The organism is Kitasatospora cinereorecta, from assembly GCF_024172095.1.
Classification (GTDB): domain Bacteria; phylum Actinomycetota; class Actinomycetes; order Streptomycetales; family Streptomycetaceae; genus Kitasatospora; species Kitasatospora cinereorecta.
Map to the genome: position 1 here is coordinate 235,501 of NZ_JAMZDX010000005.1, position 21,838 is coordinate 257,338.

The following is a 21,838-nucleotide window of genomic DNA, read 5'->3' on the forward strand; positions in this document are numbered from 1 at the left end:
TCCCGTGGACCAGCGCACCGCCTCCGCGGCCCTGCCGCCGCCTTCCTTCCGCCCCGATGTCGAGGGCCTGCGGGCCGTCGCCGTCCTCGCCGTCCTCGGCTTCCATGCCGCCGTCCCGGGCTTCGCGGGCGGCTTCGTGGGCGTCGACGTCTTCTTCGTCGTCTCCGGCTACCTGATCACCGGCCTGCTGCTGCACGAGGCCCGCACCACCGGCCGGGTCCGGCTCGGCGAGTTCTTCTCCCGCCGGGCGCGCCGCCTGCTGCCCTCGGCCGGACTGGTGCTGGCTGCGGTCGCGGTGGCCGGTGCCTGGCTGACCGTACCGCTGCGCCGCGCCGACCTCGAGCGCGATGTACTCGCCTCGGCCCTCTCCGCCGCCAACTGGCGCTTCGTCGCCGAGCGGACCGACTACCTGGCGGCCGGACGCGACCCGAGTCCGCTGCTGCACTTCTGGTCACTGGCGGTGGAGGAGCAGTTCTACCTGGTGTGGGCGCCGCTGGTGCTCCTGCTCGCGCTCGCCGCCCGCCGGCTCGGCGCCACCGTCCGCGCCGCGGTCGCCGGGGCGGCGGTCGCCCTGGCCGTCGGCTCGTTCGCGGTGGCGCTGCACTCCCCCGCGACCGCGTACCTCGCCACCACCGGCCGCGCCTGGCAGTTCGCGGCCGGGGCCCTGGTGGCGGTGGCACTGTCCGAAGCGAGAGCATCGGCGCCCACCGCCGGGCTGCCCCGGCTCGTCCGGGAGGTGCTCGGCTGGGCCGGTCTCGCCGCGATCGCCTGGGCGGTGCTGCGGTACGACGCCCGGACGCCGTACCCGGGGTGGGCCGCGCTGGTGCCGACACTGGGCACCGCCGCCGTACTCGCCGCGGGCAGCCGGAACGCGGACGGCCGGTACGCAGGCGGCCGGTACGCAGGCGGCCGGCACTCGGCCGCCCGGCTGCTGGCCCGGCCGCTCGCGCGGGCGCTCGGCCGGCTGTCGTACAACCTCTACCTGTGGCACTGGCCCGTGCTGGTGCTGGTGGAGGCCCGGTTCGGGACGCTCGGCTGGCCGGCGAAGGCCGCGCTGACGGCGGCGGCGGTGCTGCCCGCGGCGGCGGCGCTGCGCTGGGTGGAGCGGCCGCTGCGGCGCAGCCCGGTGGTGGCCGAACTCCCCCGGCGCGGGCTGTCCTTGGGGCTGACCGCGGTGGTGGTGCCGGTGCTGCTGGCGCTGCTGGTGGGCTCGGGGACGCTGCGGGTGCTCGGGCCGGCCGGGCCGCCGGATCCGGCCGGACTGCCGCCGGGCGCCCGCGACGGGACCGCGCTGCTGGCCGGACCGCCGCCCGCGGGGGCGCCGGTCGTGCCGCGGCCGGCGCAGGCCCGGCAGGACTTCCCGCCGGACGGCGGCTGCGAGGTGCCGCCGGAGGCGGTCGCCAGTCCGCCCTGCCGGTTCGGTGCCGGCGACGACCGGATCGTGCTGCTCGGCGACTCGCACGCCGGCCAGCGGTTCTCTGCGCTGCTCGGCATCGCGGGCCAACACCACTGGGCGCTGGAGGAGTTGGTGAAGCAGGGCTGCCCGCTGCCGCGGCTGGCGGTGGTCAACCCGCAGCTGGGCCGCGCGTACCGGGAGTGCGACACCTGGCGGGCCGGCGTGCTGGACCGGCTGGGTCAGGAGCCCCGGCCGCGGCTGATCGTGGTCGCCTCGCTCAACCGCTACACCGCCGACCGGGAGCAACTCCTGCGCGGGTGGCAGGAGGTGCTGGCCCCGCTGCGCGAACTCGGCGCGCCGGTCGTCTACCTCCAGGACACCCCGGTGCCCGGCCGGGACGTCCCGGCCTGCCTCTCCGGGAACCTCGCCTCCCCCGCCGCCTGTGCGTTCCCGCGCGCCGAGGCGCTGTGGCCGGACCCGCTGGCGGAGGCGGTGGCCGCCGGGCAGGTCCCGGGGGTGCGCACGGTCGACGTGAACGCCGTCCTGTGCCCCGGCGCGGGCCGCAGCTGCCCGGCGGTCCGGGACGGCATCCTGCTGTACCGGGACGACGCACACCTCACCAACACGGCCGCCGTCGTCCTCACCCCGCGCCTGGACCGGCTGCTGACCGAGGCCGGCCTGCTCGCCGGCGGGCCGGGCGACGGCTGGACCACCCTGCTGGACGAGGAGTTCGACGGCCCGGCGGGCAGCCGGCCCTCGGCCGAGCGTTGGCAGTACGACCTCGGCACCTGCTACCCGGGCTGCCCGGCCGACCACTGGGGCACCGGGGAGCTGGAGACGATGACCGACGCGAGCGCCAACGTCCGCCTGGACGGCCGGGGTTCGCTGGAGATCGGGCCGACCCTGGTGGACGGGCGGTGGTCCTCCGGCCGGATCGAGTCGCGCCGCGCCGACCTGGTCGCACCGCCGGGCGGGGTGCTGCGGATCGAGGCGTCGATCGCGCTGCCGGACGTCTCCGGCCCGGCCGCGGCCGGGTACTGGCCCGCGTTCTGGGCACTCGGCGGCGAGTTGCGCGACAACGGCCACACCGGCTGGCCGGGCGCCGGCGAGGTCGACGTGCTGGAGTCGGTCGGCGGGCGCGGGGTGCTCGGCACGCTGCACTGCGGCACCGACCCGGGCGGCCCCTGCCGGGAGCCGGCCGGCCTCGGCTCCGCCGAACAGCCGTGCGCCGACTGCTGGGGCGCCTTCCACACCTACACGGTGGAGGTCGACCGTTCGGTCTCCCCCGAGCAGGTCCGGTGGAAGCTGGACGGCCGCGAGTACCACCGGGTGAGCGCCGACGCGGTCGACCCGGCAGCCTGGGACCGCGCCCTGCACCACGGCGTCTTCCTGCTGCTGGACGTCGCGGTCGGCGGCGGCCTCCCGGCGGCCGCCGGTGTCCCGGCCGGTGCGGCCACCGAGCCGGGCCACCCGATGCGGGTCGCCTCCGTCTCGGCCGCCACCCGGCCCTGATCGTCCGTCCGACGAGCCCGACGGGCCTACTCGGCGGGGCGCTTGAACATCCGGGTCGCGGTGATCTCGCCGTGGATGGTCGGCCCGTCCGGGTCCTGCGGGGCGGGCAGGCCGGGACGCAGGTGCTCCTCCACCGAGATGTACTTGAGCCCGGCCCGCAGGTCGGCGTCGTTGCGCAGCCGGATCACCAGCGGGAACTCGGCGAGCGCCGTGGTGTCGAACAGGCCGGTGGTGTAGATCAGCTGGACGCCGAGCGCGTCCGCGACCGCCCGCTGGAGTTCCAGCAGGTAGGTGGCGTTGGCGCGGCCGATCGGATTGTCCAGGAACAGCGTGCCGGCGTGCCGCAGCTGCGACTGGCCGCGGTCGTTGGCGCGCAGCGCGGCCATGGTGCAGTAGAGCGCGATCGCCGCGGTGAGCAGCTGGCCGCCGGAGAACACGTCCGACATCTGGCCGACGCTGACCCGCTCGGCGCGCAGCACCGCGTCCGGCTTGAGGATCTCCACCGAGACGCCCTTGGGCCCGATCGCGGCCGCGACGCCGCGCAGCAGCAGCGACATGCCGTCCCGGCGCAGGTCGGAGTTCTTCCGGACGGCGGCCCGGGTGGCCTCGTCGATCACCTCGCCGAGGCGTTCGACCAGCAGCGCGTGGTCCGGGTCCTCGAAGCGGATCCGCAGGAACTCCTGGCCGGACCACTCGCCGAGGCCCTCGGGGAGCCGGGAGAGCCGCTGGGCCGCGCGCAGGGTGGCCAGCGCCGACTCGACCAGGCCGCGCAGCCGGTCGACGATCGAGCTGCGGTTGCGCTCCAGCTGGGCCAGTTCGTCGGTGAGCACCCGCAGCCGGGGCGCGAAGGCGGCGGCCCAGGCGGCGGCGTGGTCGGGCAGGGCGGCGGCGGGCAGTTCGCGGATCTGCTGCCGGGCCGGGGTGCGGACGGCCTCGTAGCGGGCCGCGTTGGCGTGCCGGACCAGGGCGTCCGAGGCGTCCCGGACGGCCAGCTCGGCGCCGGTCAGCTCGGTGGCGGCGCTGCGCATCGCCCGCCGGGTCTCGGCGGCCGCGGCGCGGGCCTCGGCCAGGCCGCCCAGGTACGGCTCGGCGGGCTGCTCGGGCTCCTCGGCGTGTTCGCGCAGGCTGTCGCGCAGCTGCCCGGCCAGTTCCTCGAAGTCGGCGGCGGCGGACTGCGCCTGCTCCAGGGTGCGCTGCAGATCGGCGTGGTCGCCGCGGGTGACGTCGACCCGCTCGCGGTGCTCGGCGAGCAGCGCGGTGGCGGCCCGCAGCAGGGTCTGGGCGTGCTCGGGGTCGCTGGGGACCAGCTCCTCGGGCAGCTCGGTGTGCCACTCGCCGCCGGCGGGGGCGGAGCGCTCGGCCTCACCGCGGAGCCGGCCGAGCTGCTCACTGGCGGTGGCGGAGCGGGCTTCGATGGTGGCGACCAGTTCCTCGGCGCGGGTGGCGGCGGCCTGGCGGGCCGGGCCGTCGGCGCCGTCCGGACTGGCCAGCAGCTCCTCGGCCCGGTTGCGGACCTTGTTGCTGAGCCGCTCCAGGTCGGTCGCGGCGGCGGCCTCCTCGCCCTCGGCGCGGGCCTGCTCGGCGCGCAGGTCGGCGCCGACGCCGACCTTCTCGTACAGCTGGGCGGCGGCCCGGTACGCCTCGCGCAGCGCGGGCAGCGAGGAGGTCGGGGCGCCGGCCTCGGCCTCGGCCGGCTCGGCGGTGTCCGCTCCGGAGAGTTCGGCCCGCTCGGCGCGCAGCGCGCGGCCGGTGCGGCGGGCGTCGTCGGCGGCCCGCTGGGCGGCGCGGCGGTCCTCGTCGCAGGTGCGGGCGCGCTCGGCGCAGACGGCCTGGCGGCGGTCGCACTCGGCGGCGTCCTCGGCCAGTTCGCGCTGGCGGCGGGTCCAGGTGGCGCGCTCGCGCAGGCGGAACGCCAGTCCGGCCAGCGCGTCGGCGCGTCGGCGGGCCCGCTGGGCGCCCTCCCGGCACTCCTCGTGGCGGGCGGCGGCGGTGGCGTGGTCCGCCTCGGCCTCGGCGTGGTCGGCCCGCAGGGTGGCCAGCTGCGCGGCGGCGGCCTCGGCCTGCTCCCCGGCGGCGTACGCGGCCTCGGCCAGGTCGCCCAGGGTGCCGGGCGGGCAGCTGGCGTGCCAGGAGGCGAGCCGGGCGGCCAGCGCCCGGTCGCCGCCGAGCCGGGCGGCCAGCTCGCGGATGTGCTCCTCGCGGGCGGTGGCGCGGGCCCGCAGTTCGCGGCGCTCGTCGTCGGCGGCGGTCTCGTTGTGCATGGCCGGGTTCGGCGGCACCAGGAAGAAGGCCGGGGTGCCCTCGATCGGGGCGATCAGCGCGGCGGCCGTCCCGACCGCGACGGTCGACCGGGGCAGCAGGGCGGCGCTGTCCAGCGCCTCGCGGGCGCGGTCGAGGCTGTCCGGGTCGGTGACCACGACGCCGTCGACCAGTTCGGGCCGGGCGGCGAGGATCGCGTCGTGGTCGGCCGGGTCGACGGACTGGGCGAGGTAGCGCCAGCCGGGCAGCGCCGGGATGCCGTGCTCGCCGAGGAACTCCACGGTCGCCAGCACGTCCGGGCCGGGCGGCAGCAGGCCGCCGTCGCCGAGCGCGGCGAGGATCCGGGAGTCGTCGGCGGCGGCCGTGCGCAGGTCGAACAGGGTGCGCTCGGCGGTGGCGATGGTGTGGTCGAGCTGCTCGCGCAGGTCCTCGGCGACCGAGTCGAGCAGCCGCGGCGTCAGGAAGCCCTCCTGCTCCTCGGCGCCCTCCTGGTGCGGGGTCAGCGAGAGCAGCCCGGCGAGGCGCGGCTCGGCGGCCAGCGTGGCGGCGGTGCGCTGCTCGGCGGCCAGGGCGCGCTCGGCGGCGGCCCGGGAGTCGGTGGCGCGGGCGGCGGCCAGCTCGGCCTTGGTCTCCAGCGCGGACGTCTCGCGGACCCGGGCGGCGGCCTGCTCGGCGGCGGCGCGGGCGGTCTCCAGGGCGGCGGTGGCGGCCTTCTCGGCGTCGGCGGCGTACAGCGCGGCCCGGGCCGGGTCGGGCTCCTCCGCGGACCCGTCGATCCAGCCGGCCTCGACGGCGGCGGCGGTCTCCTGCTCGACCTCGGCCAGGCGCTGGCGCAGGTGCTCGGCCTCGCTGCGGGCCTTCTGCGCGGCGGTGGCGGCGGCGGTCGCCTCGGACTGCGCGGCGGAGCCGTCCTCCTGCAGCTCGGCGGCGCGCAGCTCCTCCTGGTCGGCCCGGGTCTCGGCGGCGAGGGCGGCCGCCTCCAGGGCGCGGGCCAGCGCGCCGGCGGCCTGGGCGCGGGCGGCCAGCGCGGGGGCGGCGTCCAGCTCGGCCTCGCGGATCGCCGCGGCGACCCGGGCCGCCCGGTCGGCGGCGGCGCGGTGGCGCAGCACCGCCTCGGCGGCCTGCCACGCGGAGTGCAGGGTGCGCGCCTCGGTGAGTTCGCGACGCAGCGCGGCGGCCTCGCTGGTGGCCGCGGCCAGGCCCAGGGTGGCGTGCCGGTAGGTCAGTTCGGAGACGATCAGCGAGTGCCGGGTGCGGTCGGACTCGGCGGCGGTGACCGCGCCCGCCGCGGCCGCCACCTCGATCGCCAGGTCGTGCACCCGGTCCCGTTCGGCACCGGCCCGGGCGGTGAGCGTGTGGGCGAGCCGTCGGGTGCGGCGCTCGGCGGAGCGGTGGGTCTCCCGGACGGTCTCCCGGGCCGCGGTGGCGTCCACGATCCGCTGCAGCAGGTCGACCGAGCCGGCGGTGAACTCGCGCTCGGCGGTCAGCTCGGAGCGGCGGCCCAGCTTGGCGGCGAAGCCGTGCACCAGGTCGGCCAGGCCGTCGGTGTCCCGGGTGTCGGTGACGGCGCGCAGCAGCAGGTCGGTGAAGTCCGAGTCGTTCTTCACCGCGAACAGGCCCGCCGCCTCGCCCTCGTCCGCGTTCATCTCGCGCTGGTAGCGGAAGAGTTCCGGGTCGAGCCCGAGCTCGCCCAGGTGCTCGTTCCAGCGGTCGTGGATCTCCTCGAACGTCACGTCGAGGTACGGGTACGCCTTGGCCGCCTCGGTCAGCGAGTCGCGGAAGCCCTTCATGGTGCGGCGCCGGCCGCGGGCCTTCTGCTCGCCGCCCAGGCTCACCCGCTCGGCGACCGGCAGCGAGTCCAGGGTCAGCCCCGGTCCCGGCCGGAACGAGTACCACAGCTCGGCGAACTTCCGCGGGTCCGAACTCACCTGGCGCCCGCGCCACTCGCTGACCTTGCCCACCACGATCAGCTCGCCGGTGACGGTGTGCTGCCACTCCAGCGCCACGTGCCCGCAGTCGTCCGCCAGCAGGAACTTGCGCAGCACACCGGAGGACGCCCCGCCGAGGGTGTTGCGGTGGCCGGGCAGCATCACCGAGAAGATCAGCTTCAGCAGCACCGACTTGCCGCCGCCGTTCTCCAGGAACAGCACACCGGCCGGCGCGGGACGGCGCTGCGGCCCCTCCGGCTCCTCGCCGAACAGGCCGATCTGCTGCGGCTGCGGCTCGGCCACCGGCTCGCCGACACCGCGCAGATCGAGCACCGTGTCGGCGTAGCGCGCGCCGGCCGGACCGATCGAGTAGAGGCGGACCCGGTTGAGCTCGTACATGTGCGGCGGTTCTCCGTTGGGACGTGGTGAGGGACAGGGGTGATCAGAGCGCGTGGAACGGCAGACCGGCGTCCGCCACCAGCTCCTCGCTGTGGTCGGCCGGCAGCAGCGTCGCCGTGCCGTCGGTGACCGGGACGACGCCCAAGTCCAGCAGCTCGCCCATCGCCGCGCTGCCGGCCAGGTCGCGCACCTGCAGCTGGTACCGGGCCGTGGTGCGGTACGTGCCGCCGGCGTCGTCCGACGTCTTCTGCAGGAACCCGGAGTCGACCAGGAAGCTCACCGCCTTCGACACGATGCCGATGGTCGACCCGGACAGCCGGCGGGCGTCCTTGGTCGCACCCGTGGCGCTGCGCCGCGCCCACACCCGCCACGCCGCCTCCAGGCCGGGCGCGTCGCTGGCCGGGTCGGTGTTGGCACCCTCCGCCTCGGCCCGCTCCTCCAGCCGCCGGCACGCCTGGCGGACGAACGCGTCCACCCCGTTGACGGTGACCCGGCCCAGGTAGCCGTCGTCGGCCAGGTCCTCCGGGCGCGGGAAGGCCAGGGCCGCCACCGCCAGGTGCGCCAGCCCGTGCAGGAACCGGTCGGTCGACTCGGACGCCGCCCGACGCGAGTAGTCGCCCATCCGCACCGCGAACACCGAGTCCTCCGCCGCCGCCACCGCCATCCCGGCCCGCGGCGACACCTCCAGCACCACCAGGCCCATGCCGGTGGCCACCGCGTCGGCGAGCCGCGCGAACGGCGGGTCGTCCCGGTAGCGGCGGATCAGCTCGCCGTACTCGGCGTCCCGGGCCGGCAGCAGCTTCGCCTGCAGCCCGAACGACACCAGCCGGGCGGCATCCGCCACGTCCGCCGGTGTCAGCGTCGTCGCCGCCGGCACCGGCTCCGGCTCGGGGGCCCACGCCGTATCGGTGGTGACAGTCACGGGTGGAGCTCCTTGTCCATTGCGGAATCAGTCGTCATCAGCGGCGTGGGCCTCTGCACCGTGGGGCGAACCACCAGGGGCGCGGGGAACTGCGCGAAGGGGAACACCACAGCCGCAAGGTCCGCCCGCCGAGGGACGCCGCACCGCGGGCGGCCACCAGGCACGCGCATCTAACTCGCCTCCTTCCGGTCCGCCGCCATCCCGACCGCGTCCAGCAGCGCGCTGCCCACGATCAGGTCGGCCCCGCCGAACTCCGGGTCGTCCAGCCGGGCGCCGTCGTCGACGGCGAACAGCAGCCGCTCCTCGCCCTGCCGGTACGCCGTCCCGACCGGCGGGCTCGCCGCGTGGACGGCGAGCAGCGCGACCAGGTACGGCAGGTCCGGGTCCTGCCGGCGCGCGTCGGCGAGCAGGCCGGAGAGCCGTCGCGGTGCGTCGGAGGGCAGGTCGAGCAGGTCCAGTGCGGCTTCGAGCTGGGCCTCGGAGAACCGGCTGTCGTCCGGGGTGGCCACCAGGTCGGGTTCGGGCAGCTCGGCACCGAGGTGCTCGCGCTCGACCGGCGGGGTGAGCAGCAGCTCGACCAGGTCGGCGACCCGGACGGAGACGGGGGTGCGCAGTCCGGTGCCGCGGGCGAAGAACGCGTCGGTGGGCCGGGTGGCGTCGGCGACCGGCAGGGCGAGCAGCGGCGCCAGCAGCTGCCCGTACAGGTCGATGCCGCTGCCGGCGGTGGGGGTGGCGAAGGCCTGCCGGTCCTGCTCGGCGCGGAACAGCGGGCCGGCCTCGAGGAGGCGGGTCTGCAGCTGGGTGTGGCGGCGGATGCAGTCCTTGACGATGTCGACGAGTTCGGCGGCGCGCCGCTTGTGCTCGGGGTCGAGGCTCTCGTCGCGGGCCTTGCGGATGTTGGTGAGGATGGCGTTCTCGTGCCGGTACCGGTCGGCGATGTGGTCGAGCGCCTCGTCGATCAGGTCGGGCACGGTCTCCATCCAGTCGACCGCGCGGACGTTGCGCCGGGTTGCCTCCAGGGCGCGGCGCAGGGTCTCGGCGTACTGGACGGTGCGGTAGCGGGCCTGCTCGGCGGCGAGCTGGGCGTCGGCGAGCCGGCCGCGGCGGATCAGCACCTCCAGCTTCACCTCGGCGGCGATCTGGGCGGAGGTGACGTCGGTGTCGAGCGCACCGACCAGGACGTTGACCGCCTCGTCGGTGGTGCGCAGGTAGACGCCGCCGTCGGGGCCCGGCACCTCCTCGATGAGCTTGAAGTCGTAGTCGCGCCGGGTGTACGCGCCGTCCGGCCCGAAGGTGCCGTAGACGGCGCGGAAGCCGCGGTCGACGCTGCCGACGTTGATCAGCGACTCGAGCACCCAGCGGGCGACCCGGACGTGCTCGGCGGTGGCCCGCTCGGGGTTCTGCGCGGCGATCCGGGGCTGCAGGCGGCCGAGCACTATGTCCCGGTCGGCCCCGGTGTCGAAGTCCATGTTGAGGGTGACCAGGTCGATCGCGGCCAGGCCGATCTCGGCCATGGTGTACGAGCTGTACTCGCCGGCCAGGTTGACCTTGCGGCTGTCCAGGTCGTGCAGCGGCGCGGTGCAGGCCAGCGCCTTGAGCCGGCGGGCGAGGCCCTCGTCCGCGGCCGGGCCGGGCGCGGGCCGGGTGGGCTGATCTGCGATGGCGGTCACCGGACAAGATTAGGGCTTCGCACTGACAGGTCCGAAAAGTCCGATACATCCCTTCACTCCCCGGCACACCCTGACGTTGAACGCGTTCAAAATTGCGTCTAGAGTCGGGGCATCGCAGGTCGGGGGCGGTCCCGGACCGTACGGCGACAGGGGGATCTGCCATGTCTCGAACCGACCGGACCCACCGGACCGACCGGACCCACCGGACCGACCGGACCCACCGGCTCATCAGACGCTGGCTCTGGCTCTTCATCGTCTGCCTGGTGCTCAGCGGCCTCACCGCCTTCCCGCTCCAGGCCGAGACCCGCTGGCTCGCGGACGCCGTCCAGGGCAGCGCCCTCGGCGAACACTTCCCCGCCCTCGCCGCCCAGGCGGCCCGGGTCAGGGACGGCATCGCCGACGCCGGCGTCCGCTACCCCTTCCTGGCGTACGGCACCGACTGGCTCGCCTTCGCCCACCTCGCCATCGCCGCCGCCTTCTGGGGACCGCTCAAGGACCCCGTCCGCAACATCTGGGTGATCCGCTGGGCGATGATCGCCTGCGCCGGGATCATCCCGATGGCCCTGATCTGCGGGCCGCTGCGCGGCATCCCGCTCTACTGGCGATTCGTCGACATGTCGTTCGGCGTGATCGGTGTCGTGCCCCTGCTGATCGTCCACCGGCTGGTCCGCTCCCTCGAGTGGTCACAGGCCGTCGACGCACCCAACGGCTTCACCACCCCGCGCCCCGCGCACTGAGCCCGGCCGCGCTCCCTGCCCGCACCGCGCGCCCCGCCCGTACCTCGCGCCGCTCGCGTCCCACGCCCCGCTCACGCCCCACGCCCCGCTCACGTCCCACGCCCCGCCATCGACCGGGAGACCACCATGCCCTTCACCGCCTGGGTGGACCATTTCACCGACGAAGCCACCCGCCGCGGACGCCGCGGCGACCCCGACTGGGACACCGGCGTCACCCTCCCCGACACCGTCTGGCGCAGCCTGCAGAAGTTCCAGGTCGGCGAGAACGGCGACGGCGCCAACCTGATCGGCAAGGCCGAGCTGGCCGGCGACCCCTCCTACACGGCCGCCGTCCGGCTGTTCGTGGCCGAGGAGCAGAACCACGCCCGCCTGCTCGCCCGACTCCTCGCCGCCGACGGCCGGCCGACCCTCGACTCGCACTGGAGCGACCGGATCTTCGTCCGGGTGCGCCGCCTGTTCGGCCTGCGGCTCGAACTGATGGTGCTGATGATCGCCGAACTGGTCGCCGTCCCCTACTACCGGACGGTCCGCGACGGCGCCGGCAGCCCGCTGGCCCGCGAGGTCGCCGGACGGATCCTGGCCGACGAGCGGCGGCACATCCCCTTCCACTGCGACCGGCTCCGCGCCTCCGTCGCCGAACTCCCGGCCGCCGCCCGGCCCGCCGTGATGTTCGCGTGGCGCCTGCTGCTGCTCGCCGCCGCCGTCTTCGTCGCCGTCGACCACGGACCGGCGCTGCACGCCCTGCGGATGCCGCGCACCCGCTTCGCGCTGGAGGTGGTGCGTTCGGCGGGCCCGGTCGTCACCGCCATCCTCGCCCCGCACGGCACCGCGGCCCTCGCCCCCGGAACGGCCTGACTCACTCCGCCTCACGCCGGCTTGCGGGCCTCGATCAGGAACCGGGTGGTGTGCGCGAGGAACGGGCCGTCCCGCTCGATCCGCTCGTGCAGCTCCCGCAGCCGGTCCCGGTACTGCTCGACGGTGAATCCCGGCACCATCCGGATCACCTTCCGCAGGAAGTGGACCACCGCGCCGATGTCCCGGAACTCGGTGCGCAGCGACTCCGCGCGCAGGTCCACCACCTCCAACCCGGCGGCCTCCGCCTCCGCCACCCGTTCCTCGAACGTCCGCTCCATCCCGTGATCGTCCATCGTGGTAGCCCGTGTGCCCACGGGGCCGACCGTGGCTGACGGCCCGCCGGCATGCCCCCGGTAGCGGCGCCGACGGGGTGCTCGGGTGGGCCGACCGCGTGATCTCGGCGGGCCCCGGGGTCCCTGGACCGGTCCCGCCCGGTGGACAGCTGCGGCGCCGTAACACTCAGGCCCTACGATCACCCCAGGAACACGTGGAAGGCGGAGCAGGCGTGGCCGGCGCGGTGATCGATCTCAATGCGGACCTCGGCGAGGGGTTCGGACGCTGGACGTTGACCGACGACGAGGCACTGCTCTCGGTCGTCACCAGCGCCAACGTCGCCTGCGGCTTCCATGCCGGCGACCCGTCGACGATGCGCCGGGTCTGCGCGCTGGCCGCCGAACGCGGGGTGCGGATCGGCGCCCAGGTGTCGTACCGCGACCTGGCGGGCTTCGGCCGCCGGGCGATGGACGTGCCGCCGGAGGAGCTGGCCGACGAGATCGCGTACCAGATCGGCGCGCTGCAGGTGTTCGCCCGGGCGGCCGGTTCGCGGGTGTCGTACGTCAAACCGCACGGCGCGCTGTACAACCGGGTGGTGCAGGACAACGAGCAGGCCGAGGCCGTGGTCTCCGGCGTACTGCGGGCGGGTGCGGTGTGCGACGGTCCGCTGCCGCTGCTCGGCCTGCCGGGGTCGCGGCTGCTGGCCGTCGCGGAGGGCGTCGGGCTGCCCGTGGTGGCCGAGGCGTTCGCCGACCGCGCGTACACCCGGGCGGGCACGCTGGTGCCGCGCCGTGAACCGGACGCGGTGGTGCACGACCCCGAACAGGTGATCGCCCGCGCGGTCGGCATCGCCCGGGACGGCACCGTCACCGCGGCGAGCGGCGAACAGATCGGAATCGAGGCCCGCTCCCTGTGCGTGCACGGCGACACCCCCGGCGCCGCCCAACTCGCCTGGCGGGTGCGCGGCGCGCTGGCCTCGGCCGGCGTCCGGGTGGAGGCGTTCACCTGATGGCCGCCGCGGCGGACGCGGGACGGCGGCCCGGCCGTGGGGCCGGCCCGACCCTTCGCGCGGTCGGTGAGGACGCCGTCCTCGTCGAACTCGGGACGGTGGAGGAGGTGGCGGCGCTGTACGCGACCCTGCTGGCGCGGCGCGACGAGCTGCCCGCGATCACGGAGATCGTCCCCGCTGCCCGGACCGTCCTGCTCGACGGCGTCGCCGACCGGACGGCACTCGCCCGCACCCTGCGCGGCTGGACGATCCCCGAACTCCCGCCGGCCGAAGGACCGTCGGTCGAGATCCCGACCGTCTACGACGGCGCCGACCTCGCCGACGTGGCCGCCCGCTGGGACGTGTCGCCCGAGGCGGCGGTACGCATCCACACCGCGCCCGAATACCGGGTCGCCTTCTGCGGGTTCGCCCCCGGCTTCGGCTACCTGACCGGGCTCCCCGAGCGCTACCACCTCCCCCGCCACGCCACCCCGCGCACCGCCGTACCCACCGGATCGGTCGCCCTCGCCGGACCGTTCACCGGCGTCTACCCCCGCTCCTCCCCCGGCGGCTGGCACCTACTCGGCCGGACCTCCGCCGTGCTCTGGGACACCGCCCGCGACCCTGCGGCCCTGCTCGCGCCGGGCGTCCGGGTCCGCTTCACGGCGGTGACCAATGGCTGAACCGCCCGCCGAACCGGCCCGGCCCGACCTGCTCGGCCTACTCGTCCTGCGGCCCGGCCCGCTCACCACCGTCCAGGATCTCGGCCGGCGCGGCGTCGCCCACCTCGGCGTCCCGCGCGCCGGCGCCCTCGACGAACCCGCCCTGCGCGCCGCCAACCGCCTGGTCGGCAACCCCGACGGCGCCGCCGCCCTGGAGACCACGCTCGGCGGCGTCACCGTACGCGCCGAGGGCGGCGCTGTGACGGTCGCGGTCACCGGCGCCCCGTGCGCCGTCCGCGTCGACGGGCGGGCCGCCGCCTGGGGCGCGGCCGTCCGCCTCCCGGCTGGCGCGGTCGTCGAGGTCGGCCCCGCCGTGCACGGCGTCCGCAGCTACCTGGCGGTCGCGGGCGGCGTGGCCGTCCCCGCCGTCCTCGGCAGCCGCTCCGCCGACCTGCTCTCCGGGCTCGGGCCCGCCGTCCTCGCCGAGGGCGATCTGCTGCCCGTCGGCCCGCCCCCGACCGGACCGCGCGCCGAACTCGTCCCGCTGCCCGCCGTCCCCGCCGAACTCGTCCTCCGGCTGCGCCCCGGACCGCACGCGCACTGGTTCGCCGACGCCCCGCTCCTCGGCCGCGCGACCTTCCGGGTCGCCGCCGCGAGCAACCGCATCGCCGTACGCACCGAGGGCCCCGCCCTCACCCGCTCCAGCGCCGGCTCCCGCGAACTCCCCAGCGAGGGCATGGTCCTGGGCTCCGTCCAGGTCCCCCCGGACGGCCTGCCCGTCATCTTCCTCGCCGACCACCCGACCACCGGCGGCTACCCCGTCATCGGCACCGTCCCACCCGCCGACCTCCCCGCCGCCGCCCAGGCCCGCCCCGGCACCCCGGTCCGCTTCGTGCCCCTCCGCCCGGCCGCTCTCTGACCTGCGGTCGGGCCGTCAGACCGTCACTCCGCCGGTTGCCACAGCTCGATCCGATTGCCCTCCGGGTCGGTGACCCAGCCGAACCGTCCGACGCCCTCCATCTCCTGCGTCTCCTCGGCCACGACGGCGCCCTTGGCCCGCAGTTGGGCGAGCATCGCGTCGACGTCGCGCACCCGGAAGTTGAGCATCGTCTGCTGTCCGCGCGACCCGAAGTAGTCGGTGCCCGACTCGAACGTCGCGAACACCGTCGGCCCCGGCTCCTGCCGCCACACCCCGACCCCGTCCGCGTCCAGCCCCAGGCAGTCGCGGTACCAGGCACTCAGCCCCTCCGGATCCGCCGCCCGCAGGAAGTACCCACCGATCCCCAGCACACGTTCCATCCCCCCATCCTGCCAGCCCGCCGCCCACCAGCCCCCGGACGCGCTCACCGCCGCCGACTCTTCACCCCCACCCGCTCACGCAGCAGCCCCCGGTAGTGGCCCGACCTCCGACCGCCGAGGCCGAACCAATCGCAGATGTCCGCCACCGTCTCGGCAATGGGGGTCAGCTGCCGTCCACCGACGGCGTGCGGGTGCGTTCCGCCATGTCGCCCCAGAAATCGGCGAGTTCACGGGCGGTCATGCCGTGCCAGCCGGCCCGCCTGCGCCTGAGCCGGTGGCCGGCGAGCAACGCCTGCTGCTGGCGGCAGAACGGTTCGCGCAGTTCGGTGCCGGGCCGGACGCCCTTGGCGGGGTAGGGGCAGAGCTCGAACGGGCAGTTGCGCAGGCAGGCGGACCCGGGTTCGGCCAGGCCCGGCATGCCGACGGTCCGCTCGGGGTGGAGGACGCTGCGGTCGGTGGTGAGGCAGGGCGGCAGGACGGTGCGATTGCTGCGCTGCAGCCGGTCGTCGACGCGCATCCCGTCGCGCTCGGTGAGGTTGAGCAGCAGCAACACGTCGGCGAGCAGTTGCTGGGCCCGCGGGTGGAGGGTGCTCCACCCCACCGAGGGCGGGATCCACAGGTTGTGCTTGCGGTGGATGGTGGGATCGGCGGGGCTGGAGCCGATGTTGACGGTGGCGCCCTTCTCGTCGATCCAGATGTACCGCTCGGGGTGGCGGGTCTCCAGGGCGAGTGCCGCGAGGTCGCCGCCCTCGGCCACGAAGGGGTGCAGGCGCCGCCCGCCGGCGGTGTGCTGCTCGTCGGCGCGCAGCTCCTCCGGGGGGCGGTCGCCGGGCGCCTGGGCGCTGCCGGCCATGGTCAGCCACCGCTCGACCACCCGGAGGGGGTCGATGTCCGGATGGTGGCCGTCGTTACCGTCCAACGGCTCGTCCTCGGTGCGGTCGGGGAGCTCCCACAGGCACAGCGCATGGATCAGGGTGAGCTGGGAGTACCAGTAGCGGGCGTGGGTGAGCATGTGCTCGGCGCGCTCGATCAGGTACTCGCGGGCCTCGTCGGAGGTGGCCGGGTGTCGCCGGCGGCGGTTGGCGGCGCTCTTGAAGCCCTGGGCGAGGGCGATCTCCAGCGAGATCGGCAGGTCGGCCCGGCCGGTGCCGGGGTTGGGCAGCAGGTGTCGGAGCCAGAGCTCCATGCGTTCGCGGGCCTGGCCGCGCCGTTCCTCGCCGACCGAGCCGACCACCATCGGGACCAGCCAGGCGCGGGTGACGAACTCGCGCCAGATCTCGACACGGGTCCCGCCGTGGCGCTCCCCGTCCGGGGCGGAGCCCACGGGGTCCACCGGTTCGAGCGGCGTGCCCAGGCGGCGCTCGCGGCGGCAGTTCTCCTCGTACTGCCGGTCCGCCATCGCCTCCTTGTACTGCTCCCACGGGTCGTACCGTTCGGCCTCCGGACCGTCCCTCCGCTGCGGCCAGGGGAAGAGCGCGCGCAGCGCGTCGAAGGCGTTGTCGCCGCCGGCGCCGATCTCCTGGGCGATGGCCAGCCGGACCGGGTAGCCCGGCTCGATCCAGGTGATCCGCATGAGTTCCCCGTACCCGGGCGCGGCCCGCCGCTCGGCTTCCGCGTTGCGGCACGCCTCGTCGAGCCGCCTCGCCGCCTCCCCGAAGCGGTGGACCAGCCGCAGCTTGGCGTCCTCGAGGGTGCGCTGGTCGCCATCCCGGATCTCCGGCCAGTGCCGCAGGATCGCGGCGGCGATGCGGGGGTGGGCCGAGTCCTCGGCCCGGCCGGAGTCGATCTCCAGCGCGGCGGCGAACAGGTCGAGCGCCTTGTCGTCGCGCCGCAGCTCGGCGGCGTCGACCAGCATCCCGACGGTCTCGGCCCGGAGATCACTGAGCCCGAGACCCTCGGACCGGACGGCCACGAACCCGGCACCCCTGAACCCGACGTCGACCGACCCAACGCCGACCGACCCGGCACCGACCGACCCGACATCGGCCGCCCCGACATCGGCCGCCCCGGCACCGTCCGACCCGACGCTGTCCGCCGCGGCGCCGTCCGAGCGGCGGTCGCCGGCCCGGGAGCCGCCGGTCCGCCGCCGCGAGCGCATGATCAGCGCGATCAGCAGCTCCCGCCCCGGGTCGGCCAGCGCCGCGCGCAGTACTCCGTCGGAGCGGCGCTGCACGGCGTCGAGGTAGTCGGAGCCCAGGAACGCCTGCAGGATGCTGTGCGGGAAGCGGACCTTGTGGCTGTGCGCCTCGACCAGGCCCAGCTGCTCCCCGTACGCGGCGTAGCGCGAGAGCGCGGTGCGCCAGCAGGCCTCCTCGCCGTCCGCCGGGAGCCCGTCGACGCGCTGCCGCAGGGCGTCGAGGACGGCGGGCCGGCCCACCTGCGGGGCCGGGTCGCCGCCCGGTGTGCCGTCCTTCCAGTCGATCAGTTCGGTGAAGCGGACCTCCAGGCTGTCCCGGAGCAGGCCGATGCAGGCCAGCGCGGAGATCACCGCGACGGTGCGCCGCCGCTGGTCGGAGTCGATGTCGAAGCGGGCCTGGAGGTGGCCGCCGATCAGGGCGCGGCGCCAGGAGTCCAGCAGGCTGACCCGGATCCGGGAGCGGTCGCCGCCGCGGGTGTCCAGCTGGTCCCAGGTGCGGGAACCGTCGAGGTGTTCGAGCAGCTGGTGGTGGCGCAGCTGGCGGGCGATCTGCAGGTAGAGCGGGGACTCGGCGACGGCGGCGGTCTCCACGATCCAGTCGAGCCTGCGGTTGTCGGCGTCGGGGTCGCTGCGGGCGAGGTAGCCGAGGGCGGCCTCCTCGCTGAGCGGTTCGAGGTCGATGACGGCGGCCGGGGTGCCCTCCAGTGCGGTGTGCGGCCGGGAGGCGATCACCAGCGGGAGCCGCTGCTTGTCGGCGCGCTGGATGGCCCGGCGGATGACACCGTCCCGGTCGGCCTGCTGCTCGTCGTCGCTGAACGCCTCCTCGAGGCCGTCGGCGATGACCACGGCCTTGTCGTCCATGCAGATCTGCCGCCAGACCCGCTCGGCCTGGGCGCGGGAGATCACGGCGGGGTCGACCTCGTCGCAGAAGCGCCGCTTCGCCAGCTCGCTGAAGTTCAGCTCCTCGTCGTCCAGGTCGACGCGGCGCAGGTGGACGGCGACCGGCATGGCGCCCTTCTCGGCCAGCATCTGGGTCAGCTGCACCAGGACGGAGGTCTTCCCGCTGCCCACCCCGCCGACGATCAGGTACGGGCGGCGGTGCCGCCGGTCGCGCAGTGCCTGGGCCAGCACCGCGCACAGCTCCTGGCGGCCGACCACCTCGTCGACGATCGTCCCGGCGGTGGGCACCAGGTCCCGGGGGTTGCTCCGGGCGATCCGGCGGATCGGCCGGATCGTCTTCCAGTGCTGCACGGCGAGGAAGACCACCGTGCTCATCGCCAGCGCCAGGAAGGGCGTGGCGAAGCTGATCACCACACCGCAGGACGATCCCTTGTTCTCGCAGGCGCCGTCGACCACGCCCCCGCCGCTGCCGAGGACCACCGCGACCGCCAGTCCGATCCAGCCGAGGAACAGCAGCGCACCGATGGCCGAGAAGGTCCACAGGTAGGTGGCGGGGGTCCAGCGCAGGCGCCAGCGCTGTGCGGGCGGGACCCGGCGGCCTGCCTCCCGCCGGACCCGCCACATCCGCGAGGTGCGGAGCCGGTAGGCCCGCAACCGGGACCGGAAGCGCTTTCCGCGGACCAGGCGAGACTCGCTCGGGGGCCGGTACCGTCCTTCAGGATGCCGGATGACCTGACTCATCGTGGTCTTCCCTCACGGGCATCGGTGGATTCCAACCGCCCACACCAGCCAGGCTACGCGCGGGCGACACCACCGTCACCCGCTGCCCGGCGCGCGTCCGGCCGCACCGGGCGCGGTCGGTCACGGTGAGTCAGCTCGACCAGGGGCTCGTCACAGGGGGTCAGCTCCGCGGCGACAGGGCTGCGGCGACGGGGCTGCGATCAGTGCAGGGGGACGATGTCGGGGGCGCCGAGGCGGGCGGCATCGGCGGTGGCGTCGTCGGGCTGGCGCTGCGCCTCCAACTCGGCCTCGACGCGCTTGCGGTAGTGCTCGATCTCGTTGCGGACCTGCTGGTCGTCCCAGCCGAGCGGGCCGGCCATCAGGCCGGCGACGGTTTCGGCGGCGGCCACGCCGCGGTCCCAGGATTCGATGGAGGAGCGGGTGCGGCGGGTGAGCACGTCGTCGAGGTGCCGGGCGCCTTCGTGGGTGACGGCGTAGACGGCCTCGGCGAGCAGGTAGTCGTCGGAGCCGGGCAGCGGCTCGCCGAGGGCGGGGTCGGACCTGACCAGGTCGAGCACCTCGCCGATGAGGGACCCGTACCGGTGCAGGAAGTGTTCGATCCGGGCGACGTGCAGGCCGGACTCGGCGGCGAGGCTCTGCCGCCGGTTCCACAGGGCCCGGTAGCCCTCGGCGCCGAGCAGGGGGATGTCGTGGGTGACGGAGGGGCCGGGCCGGGCGCCGTCGAGCGTGCGGACCGCCTCGTCGACCGCGTCCTTGGCCATCACCCGGTAGGTGGTGTACTTGCCGCCGGCGATCACCACCAGACCGGGGACGGGGTGGCCGACCAGGTGTTCGCGGGAGAGCTTGCTGGTCTCGGCGGCGTCGCCGGCGAGCAGCGGGCGCAGGCCGGCGTAGACGCCCTCGACGTCGTCCCGGGAGAGCGGCGTGGAGAGCACGCTGTTGACGTGGTCGAGCAGGTAGTCGATGTCGCTGGAGCTGACGGCGGGGTGGTTCTTGTCGAGGTCCCAGTCGGTGTCGGTGGTGCCGATGAGCCAGTGGCGGCCCCACGGGATGACGAACAGGACGCTCTTCTCGGTGCGCAGGATCAGCCCGGACTGCGAGTTGACCCGGTCGCGCGGGACCAGGATGTGCACGCCCTTGGAGGCCCGGACGTGGAACTGCCCGCGGGTGACGGCGAGTGCCTGGGTGTCGTCGGTCCACACGCCGGTCGCGTTGATCACCTGCTTGGCGTGGACCGCGAACTCGCGTCCGGTCTCCAGGTCGACCACCACCGCGCCGGTGACCCGTTCGCCCTGGCGGAGGAAGCGGGCCACCTTCGCCCGGTTCGCGACCAGGGCACCGTACGCGGCCGCGGTGCGCACGATCGTCATGGTGTGCCGGGCGTCGTCGACCTGGGCGTCGTAGTACTGGACGGCGCCGACCAGCGAGTCCGCGCGCAGGGCGGGGACCTCGCGCAGGGCGCGGCGGCGGGTCAGGTGGCGGTGGTGCGGCAGGCCGCGCGAGGTGCCCGAGGCGGCGCCCATGGTGTCGTAGAGCAGGACGCCGGCGCCGACGTACGGGCGTTCCCAGACGCGGTGTTTGAGCGGGTAGAGGAACTTGACCGGGCGGACCAGGTGCGGCGCCAGGCGCTGGATGAGCAGGGCGCGCTCCTGCAGGGCCTCCTTGACCAGGCGGAAGTCGAGCATCTCGAGGTAGCGCAGGCCGCCGTGGATCAGCTTGCTGGAGCGCGAGGAGGTGCCGCTGGCCCAGTCCCGGCTCTCCACGAGTCCGGTGCTCAGGCCGCGGGTGACCGCGTCCAGCGCACAGCCGGCGCCGACCACGCCGCCGCCGACGACCAGGACGTCCAGTTCCCGCCCGGAGCCGAGCGCGGCCAGGGCGTCCTCGCGGGCCTGGGGTGAGAGGGGGACTGGCTTCACGGGACCACTCCTTGGCTCGGCGGGCGCGGGATTCCTCGGTACGGGGGCGGCCAGGGCTATGCGGGGCCGGGCACCTCGGCCTCGGCACGGGACAGCTTCAGTCGACTGCCCGGCGGGGGTGCTCGGCAACCGCTGGACCGCTGTCGACCGCCGCACGGGTGGCTCCTCCCGGCCGGCGCCCGGCGGCCCGCAGCCCGCGCCGCCACCGGCGGAAACGGTTTGCCGCCGGGCCGCGGCCCGTGGTGGGCTCGCCGGATGGACGTACGCCTGAGGACCGAGCGGCTGACCCTGCGCCGTTTCACACCGGCCGACCTGGACGCGCTCGCGCTGCTGCACGGCGACCCGGCGGTGATGCGGTACATCGACGACGGGCGGCCGGTGGCACGCGAGGTGGTGGCGGAGCGGACGCTGCCCGCCCTGCTGGCGGAGTACCGCGAGCTGCCGGCCGGGCTGGGCTGCTGGGCGGCCGTGGAGCGGGCGGGCGGGGAGTTCGCCGGCTGGTTCGCGCTGCGGCCGGCCCACAGCGTCGGGCTGGCCGGCGGGATCGAGCTCGGCTACCGGCTGCGCCCGGCCCGCTGGGGTCTCGGCTACGGCGGCGAGGGGGCACGGGCGCTGGTGGACTCGGCCTTCGCCGAGCTCGGGGCGGAGCGGGTGGTGGCGACCACCATGGCGGTCAACGCGGCGTCCCGGCGGGTGATGGAGAAGGCCGGGCTGCGGTACGTGCGCACCTTCTTCGAGGAGTGGCCGGAGTACCTCGAGGGGGCCGAGCACGGCGACGTGGAGTACGCGGTCAGCCGCGCCGAGTGGACCGCCACCCGAAAGAGTTAGCATACGGTCGACCCTGGCGGGAAGGGAACTGTCGACCAGTCAGCCACCTGCTCCAGGAGGACCGTTGAAGCTCTCCCTGCCCGCCCTGGCCCTCGCCACCGCTCTGTGCGCTCTCGCGCCGGCCGCCCCGGCCGGTGCCGTACCCGGGCCGGCCGCCGCCACCCGCGCGGGCGGCCTGGACTGCCGGACGTGGATCCACAACAACGACCCGCTCTACGGCGGGGTGGACTGCACCAACAACACCGGCGCGGCAGTGACCTTCCACGCAAACATCGTCTGCGGCTGGGCGCCGGACGTCACCGGCAACTCGGTGACCGTCCCGCCGGGCCAGGTCGGCGAGTCGTCGGGGCACTGCGCCTTCTACAGCACCGGGATCGGCGGTATCGGCTGGACGGTCGAGTAGCGGGGCGGCCGAC

The 21,838-nt window shown here is 75.4% G+C and carries 14 protein-coding genes and 1 pseudogene; 8 read left to right on the top strand and 7 right to left on the bottom strand.

Translation table 11 applies throughout. The features are described 5' to 3' along the window. Window positions 1-4 precede the first annotated feature (4 nt). The gene (locus FHR36_RS26720; protein WP_253801096.1) at window positions 5-2,908 is read left to right on the top strand and encodes an SGNH hydrolase domain-containing protein; all 2,904 of its coding nucleotides are present in this window, start codon (window positions 5-7) and stop codon (window positions 2,906-2,908) included. Window positions 2,909-2,934: 26 nt separating this feature from the next. Here FHR36_RS26720 and FHR36_RS26725 read toward each other — a convergent pair whose 3' ends face one another. From FHR36_RS26725 to FHR36_RS26735, 3 genes are all read right to left on the bottom strand, one after another. Continuing rightward, window positions 2,935-7,494: a hypothetical protein gene (locus FHR36_RS26725; RefSeq protein WP_253801098.1), complete on the bottom strand. Its 4,560-nt coding sequence runs from the start codon at window positions 7,492-7,494 to the stop codon at window positions 2,935-2,937. Window positions 7,495-7,537: 43 nt separating this feature from the next. Then, on the bottom strand, window positions 7,538-8,416 hold the full coding sequence (locus FHR36_RS26730; RefSeq protein WP_407660862.1) for a hypothetical protein: 879 nt from the start codon (window positions 8,414-8,416) through the stop codon (window positions 7,538-7,540). 170 nt (window positions 8,417-8,586) lie between these two features. After that, complete coding sequence (locus FHR36_RS26735) at window positions 8,587-10,086, bottom strand: hypothetical protein (protein ID WP_253801100.1); 1,500 nt, start codon at window positions 10,084-10,086, stop codon at window positions 8,587-8,589. 161 nt (window positions 10,087-10,247) lie between these two features. On the opposite strand from FHR36_RS26735, the gene FHR36_RS26740 reads away from it, so the two are divergent. Then, window positions 10,248-10,823, top strand: coding sequence for a hypothetical protein (locus tag FHR36_RS26740; RefSeq protein ID WP_253801102.1), 576 nt, complete (start codon window positions 10,248-10,250; stop codon window positions 10,821-10,823). A 126-nt stretch (window positions 10,824-10,949) separates the two neighbouring features. Further along, a complete protein-coding gene (locus FHR36_RS26745; RefSeq protein ID WP_253801104.1) occupies window positions 10,950-11,678 on the top strand; it encodes a ferritin-like domain-containing protein in 729 nt (242 codons plus the stop codon). Window positions 11,679-11,689: 11 nt separating this feature from the next. Here the strand turns inward: FHR36_RS26745 and FHR36_RS26750 are convergent. Beyond that, window positions 11,690-11,929: pseudogene (locus FHR36_RS26750) on the bottom strand (SAM-dependent methyltransferase); the annotation flags it as partial. 236 nt (window positions 11,930-12,165) lie between these two features. On the opposite strand from FHR36_RS26750, the gene FHR36_RS26755 reads away from it, so the two are divergent. The 3 genes from FHR36_RS26755 to FHR36_RS26765 are packed head-to-tail and all read left to right on the top strand — an operon-like array spanning window position 12,166 to window position 14,520. Beyond that, window positions 12,166-12,960: a LamB/YcsF family protein gene (locus tag FHR36_RS26755; protein ID WP_253801107.1), complete on the top strand. Its 795-nt coding sequence runs from the start codon at window positions 12,166-12,168 to the stop codon at window positions 12,958-12,960. Then, window positions 12,960-13,622, top strand: a complete 663-nt coding sequence (gene pxpB, locus FHR36_RS26760; RefSeq protein WP_253801109.1) for a 5-oxoprolinase subunit PxpB — start codon at window positions 12,960-12,962, stop codon at window positions 13,620-13,622. The genes FHR36_RS26755 and pxpB overlap by 1 nt, the downstream gene beginning before the upstream one ends. After that, window positions 13,615-14,520 (top strand): 5-oxoprolinase subunit C family protein, encoded by a 906-nt coding sequence (locus FHR36_RS26765; protein ID WP_253801111.1) that lies wholly within the window; start codon window positions 13,615-13,617, stop codon window positions 14,518-14,520. Before pxpB ends, FHR36_RS26765 begins: the two co-directional genes overlap by 8 nt. 23 nt (window positions 14,521-14,543) lie before the next feature. On the opposite strand, the gene FHR36_RS26770 is transcribed toward FHR36_RS26765, so the two are convergent. The 3 genes from FHR36_RS26770 to FHR36_RS26780 form a co-directional block, all read right to left on the bottom strand. Then, window positions 14,544-14,900 (bottom strand): VOC family protein, encoded by a 357-nt coding sequence (locus tag FHR36_RS26770; protein WP_253801113.1) that lies wholly within the window; start codon window positions 14,898-14,900, stop codon window positions 14,544-14,546. A gap of 163 nt (window positions 14,901-15,063) precedes the next feature. After that, window positions 15,064-18,678 carry an NACHT domain-containing protein gene (locus FHR36_RS26775; protein ID WP_253801115.1) on the bottom strand — a complete coding sequence of 1,205 codons (3,615 nt, stop codon included), beginning with the start codon at window positions 18,676-18,678 and terminating at the stop codon, window positions 15,064-15,066. Between the two features lie 200 nt (window positions 18,679-18,878). Then, on the bottom strand, window positions 18,879-20,594 hold the full coding sequence (locus FHR36_RS26780) for a glycerol-3-phosphate dehydrogenase/oxidase (protein ID WP_380231302.1): 1,716 nt from the start codon (window positions 20,592-20,594) through the stop codon (window positions 18,879-18,881). 255 nt (window positions 20,595-20,849) lie between these two features. Here FHR36_RS26780 and FHR36_RS26785 point away from each other — a divergent pair, with 255 nt between their 5' ends. Together FHR36_RS26785 and FHR36_RS26790 are read left to right on the top strand one after the other, a co-directional pair. Continuing rightward, the gene (locus FHR36_RS26785) at window positions 20,850-21,422 is read left to right on the top strand and encodes a GNAT family N-acetyltransferase (protein WP_253801117.1); all 573 of its coding nucleotides are present in this window, start codon (window positions 20,850-20,852) and stop codon (window positions 21,420-21,422) included. A 64-nt stretch (window positions 21,423-21,486) separates the two neighbouring features. After that, window positions 21,487-21,825 (top strand): hypothetical protein, encoded by a 339-nt coding sequence (locus FHR36_RS26790; RefSeq protein ID WP_253801119.1) that lies wholly within the window; start codon window positions 21,487-21,489, stop codon window positions 21,823-21,825. Window positions 21,826-21,838: the final 13 nt, after the last annotated feature.

Coding starts and splice junctions, on each gene's coding strand:
- FHR36_RS26725 (WP_253801098.1), bottom strand. CDS start 7,494: ATGTACGAGCTCAACCGGGTCCGCCTCTACTCGATCGGTCCGGCCGGC.
- FHR36_RS26740 (WP_253801102.1), top strand. CDS start 10,248: ATGTCTCGAACCGACCGGACCCACCGGACCGACCGGACCCACCGGACC.
- FHR36_RS26745 (WP_253801104.1), top strand. CDS start 10,950: ATGCCCTTCACCGCCTGGGTGGACCATTTCACCGACGAAGCCACCCGC.
- pxpB (WP_253801109.1), top strand. CDS start 12,960: ATGGCCGCCGCGGCGGACGCGGGACGGCGGCCCGGCCGTGGGGCCGGC.
- FHR36_RS26765 (WP_253801111.1), top strand. CDS start 13,615: ATGGCTGAACCGCCCGCCGAACCGGCCCGGCCCGACCTGCTCGGCCTA.
- FHR36_RS26770 (WP_253801113.1), bottom strand. CDS start 14,900: ATGGAACGTGTGCTGGGGATCGGTGGGTACTTCCTGCGGGCGGCGGAT.
- FHR36_RS26775 (WP_253801115.1), bottom strand. CDS start 18,678: ATGAGTCAGGTCATCCGGCATCCTGAAGGACGGTACCGGCCCCCGAGC.
- FHR36_RS26785 (WP_253801117.1), top strand. CDS start 20,850: ATGGACGTACGCCTGAGGACCGAGCGGCTGACCCTGCGCCGTTTCACA.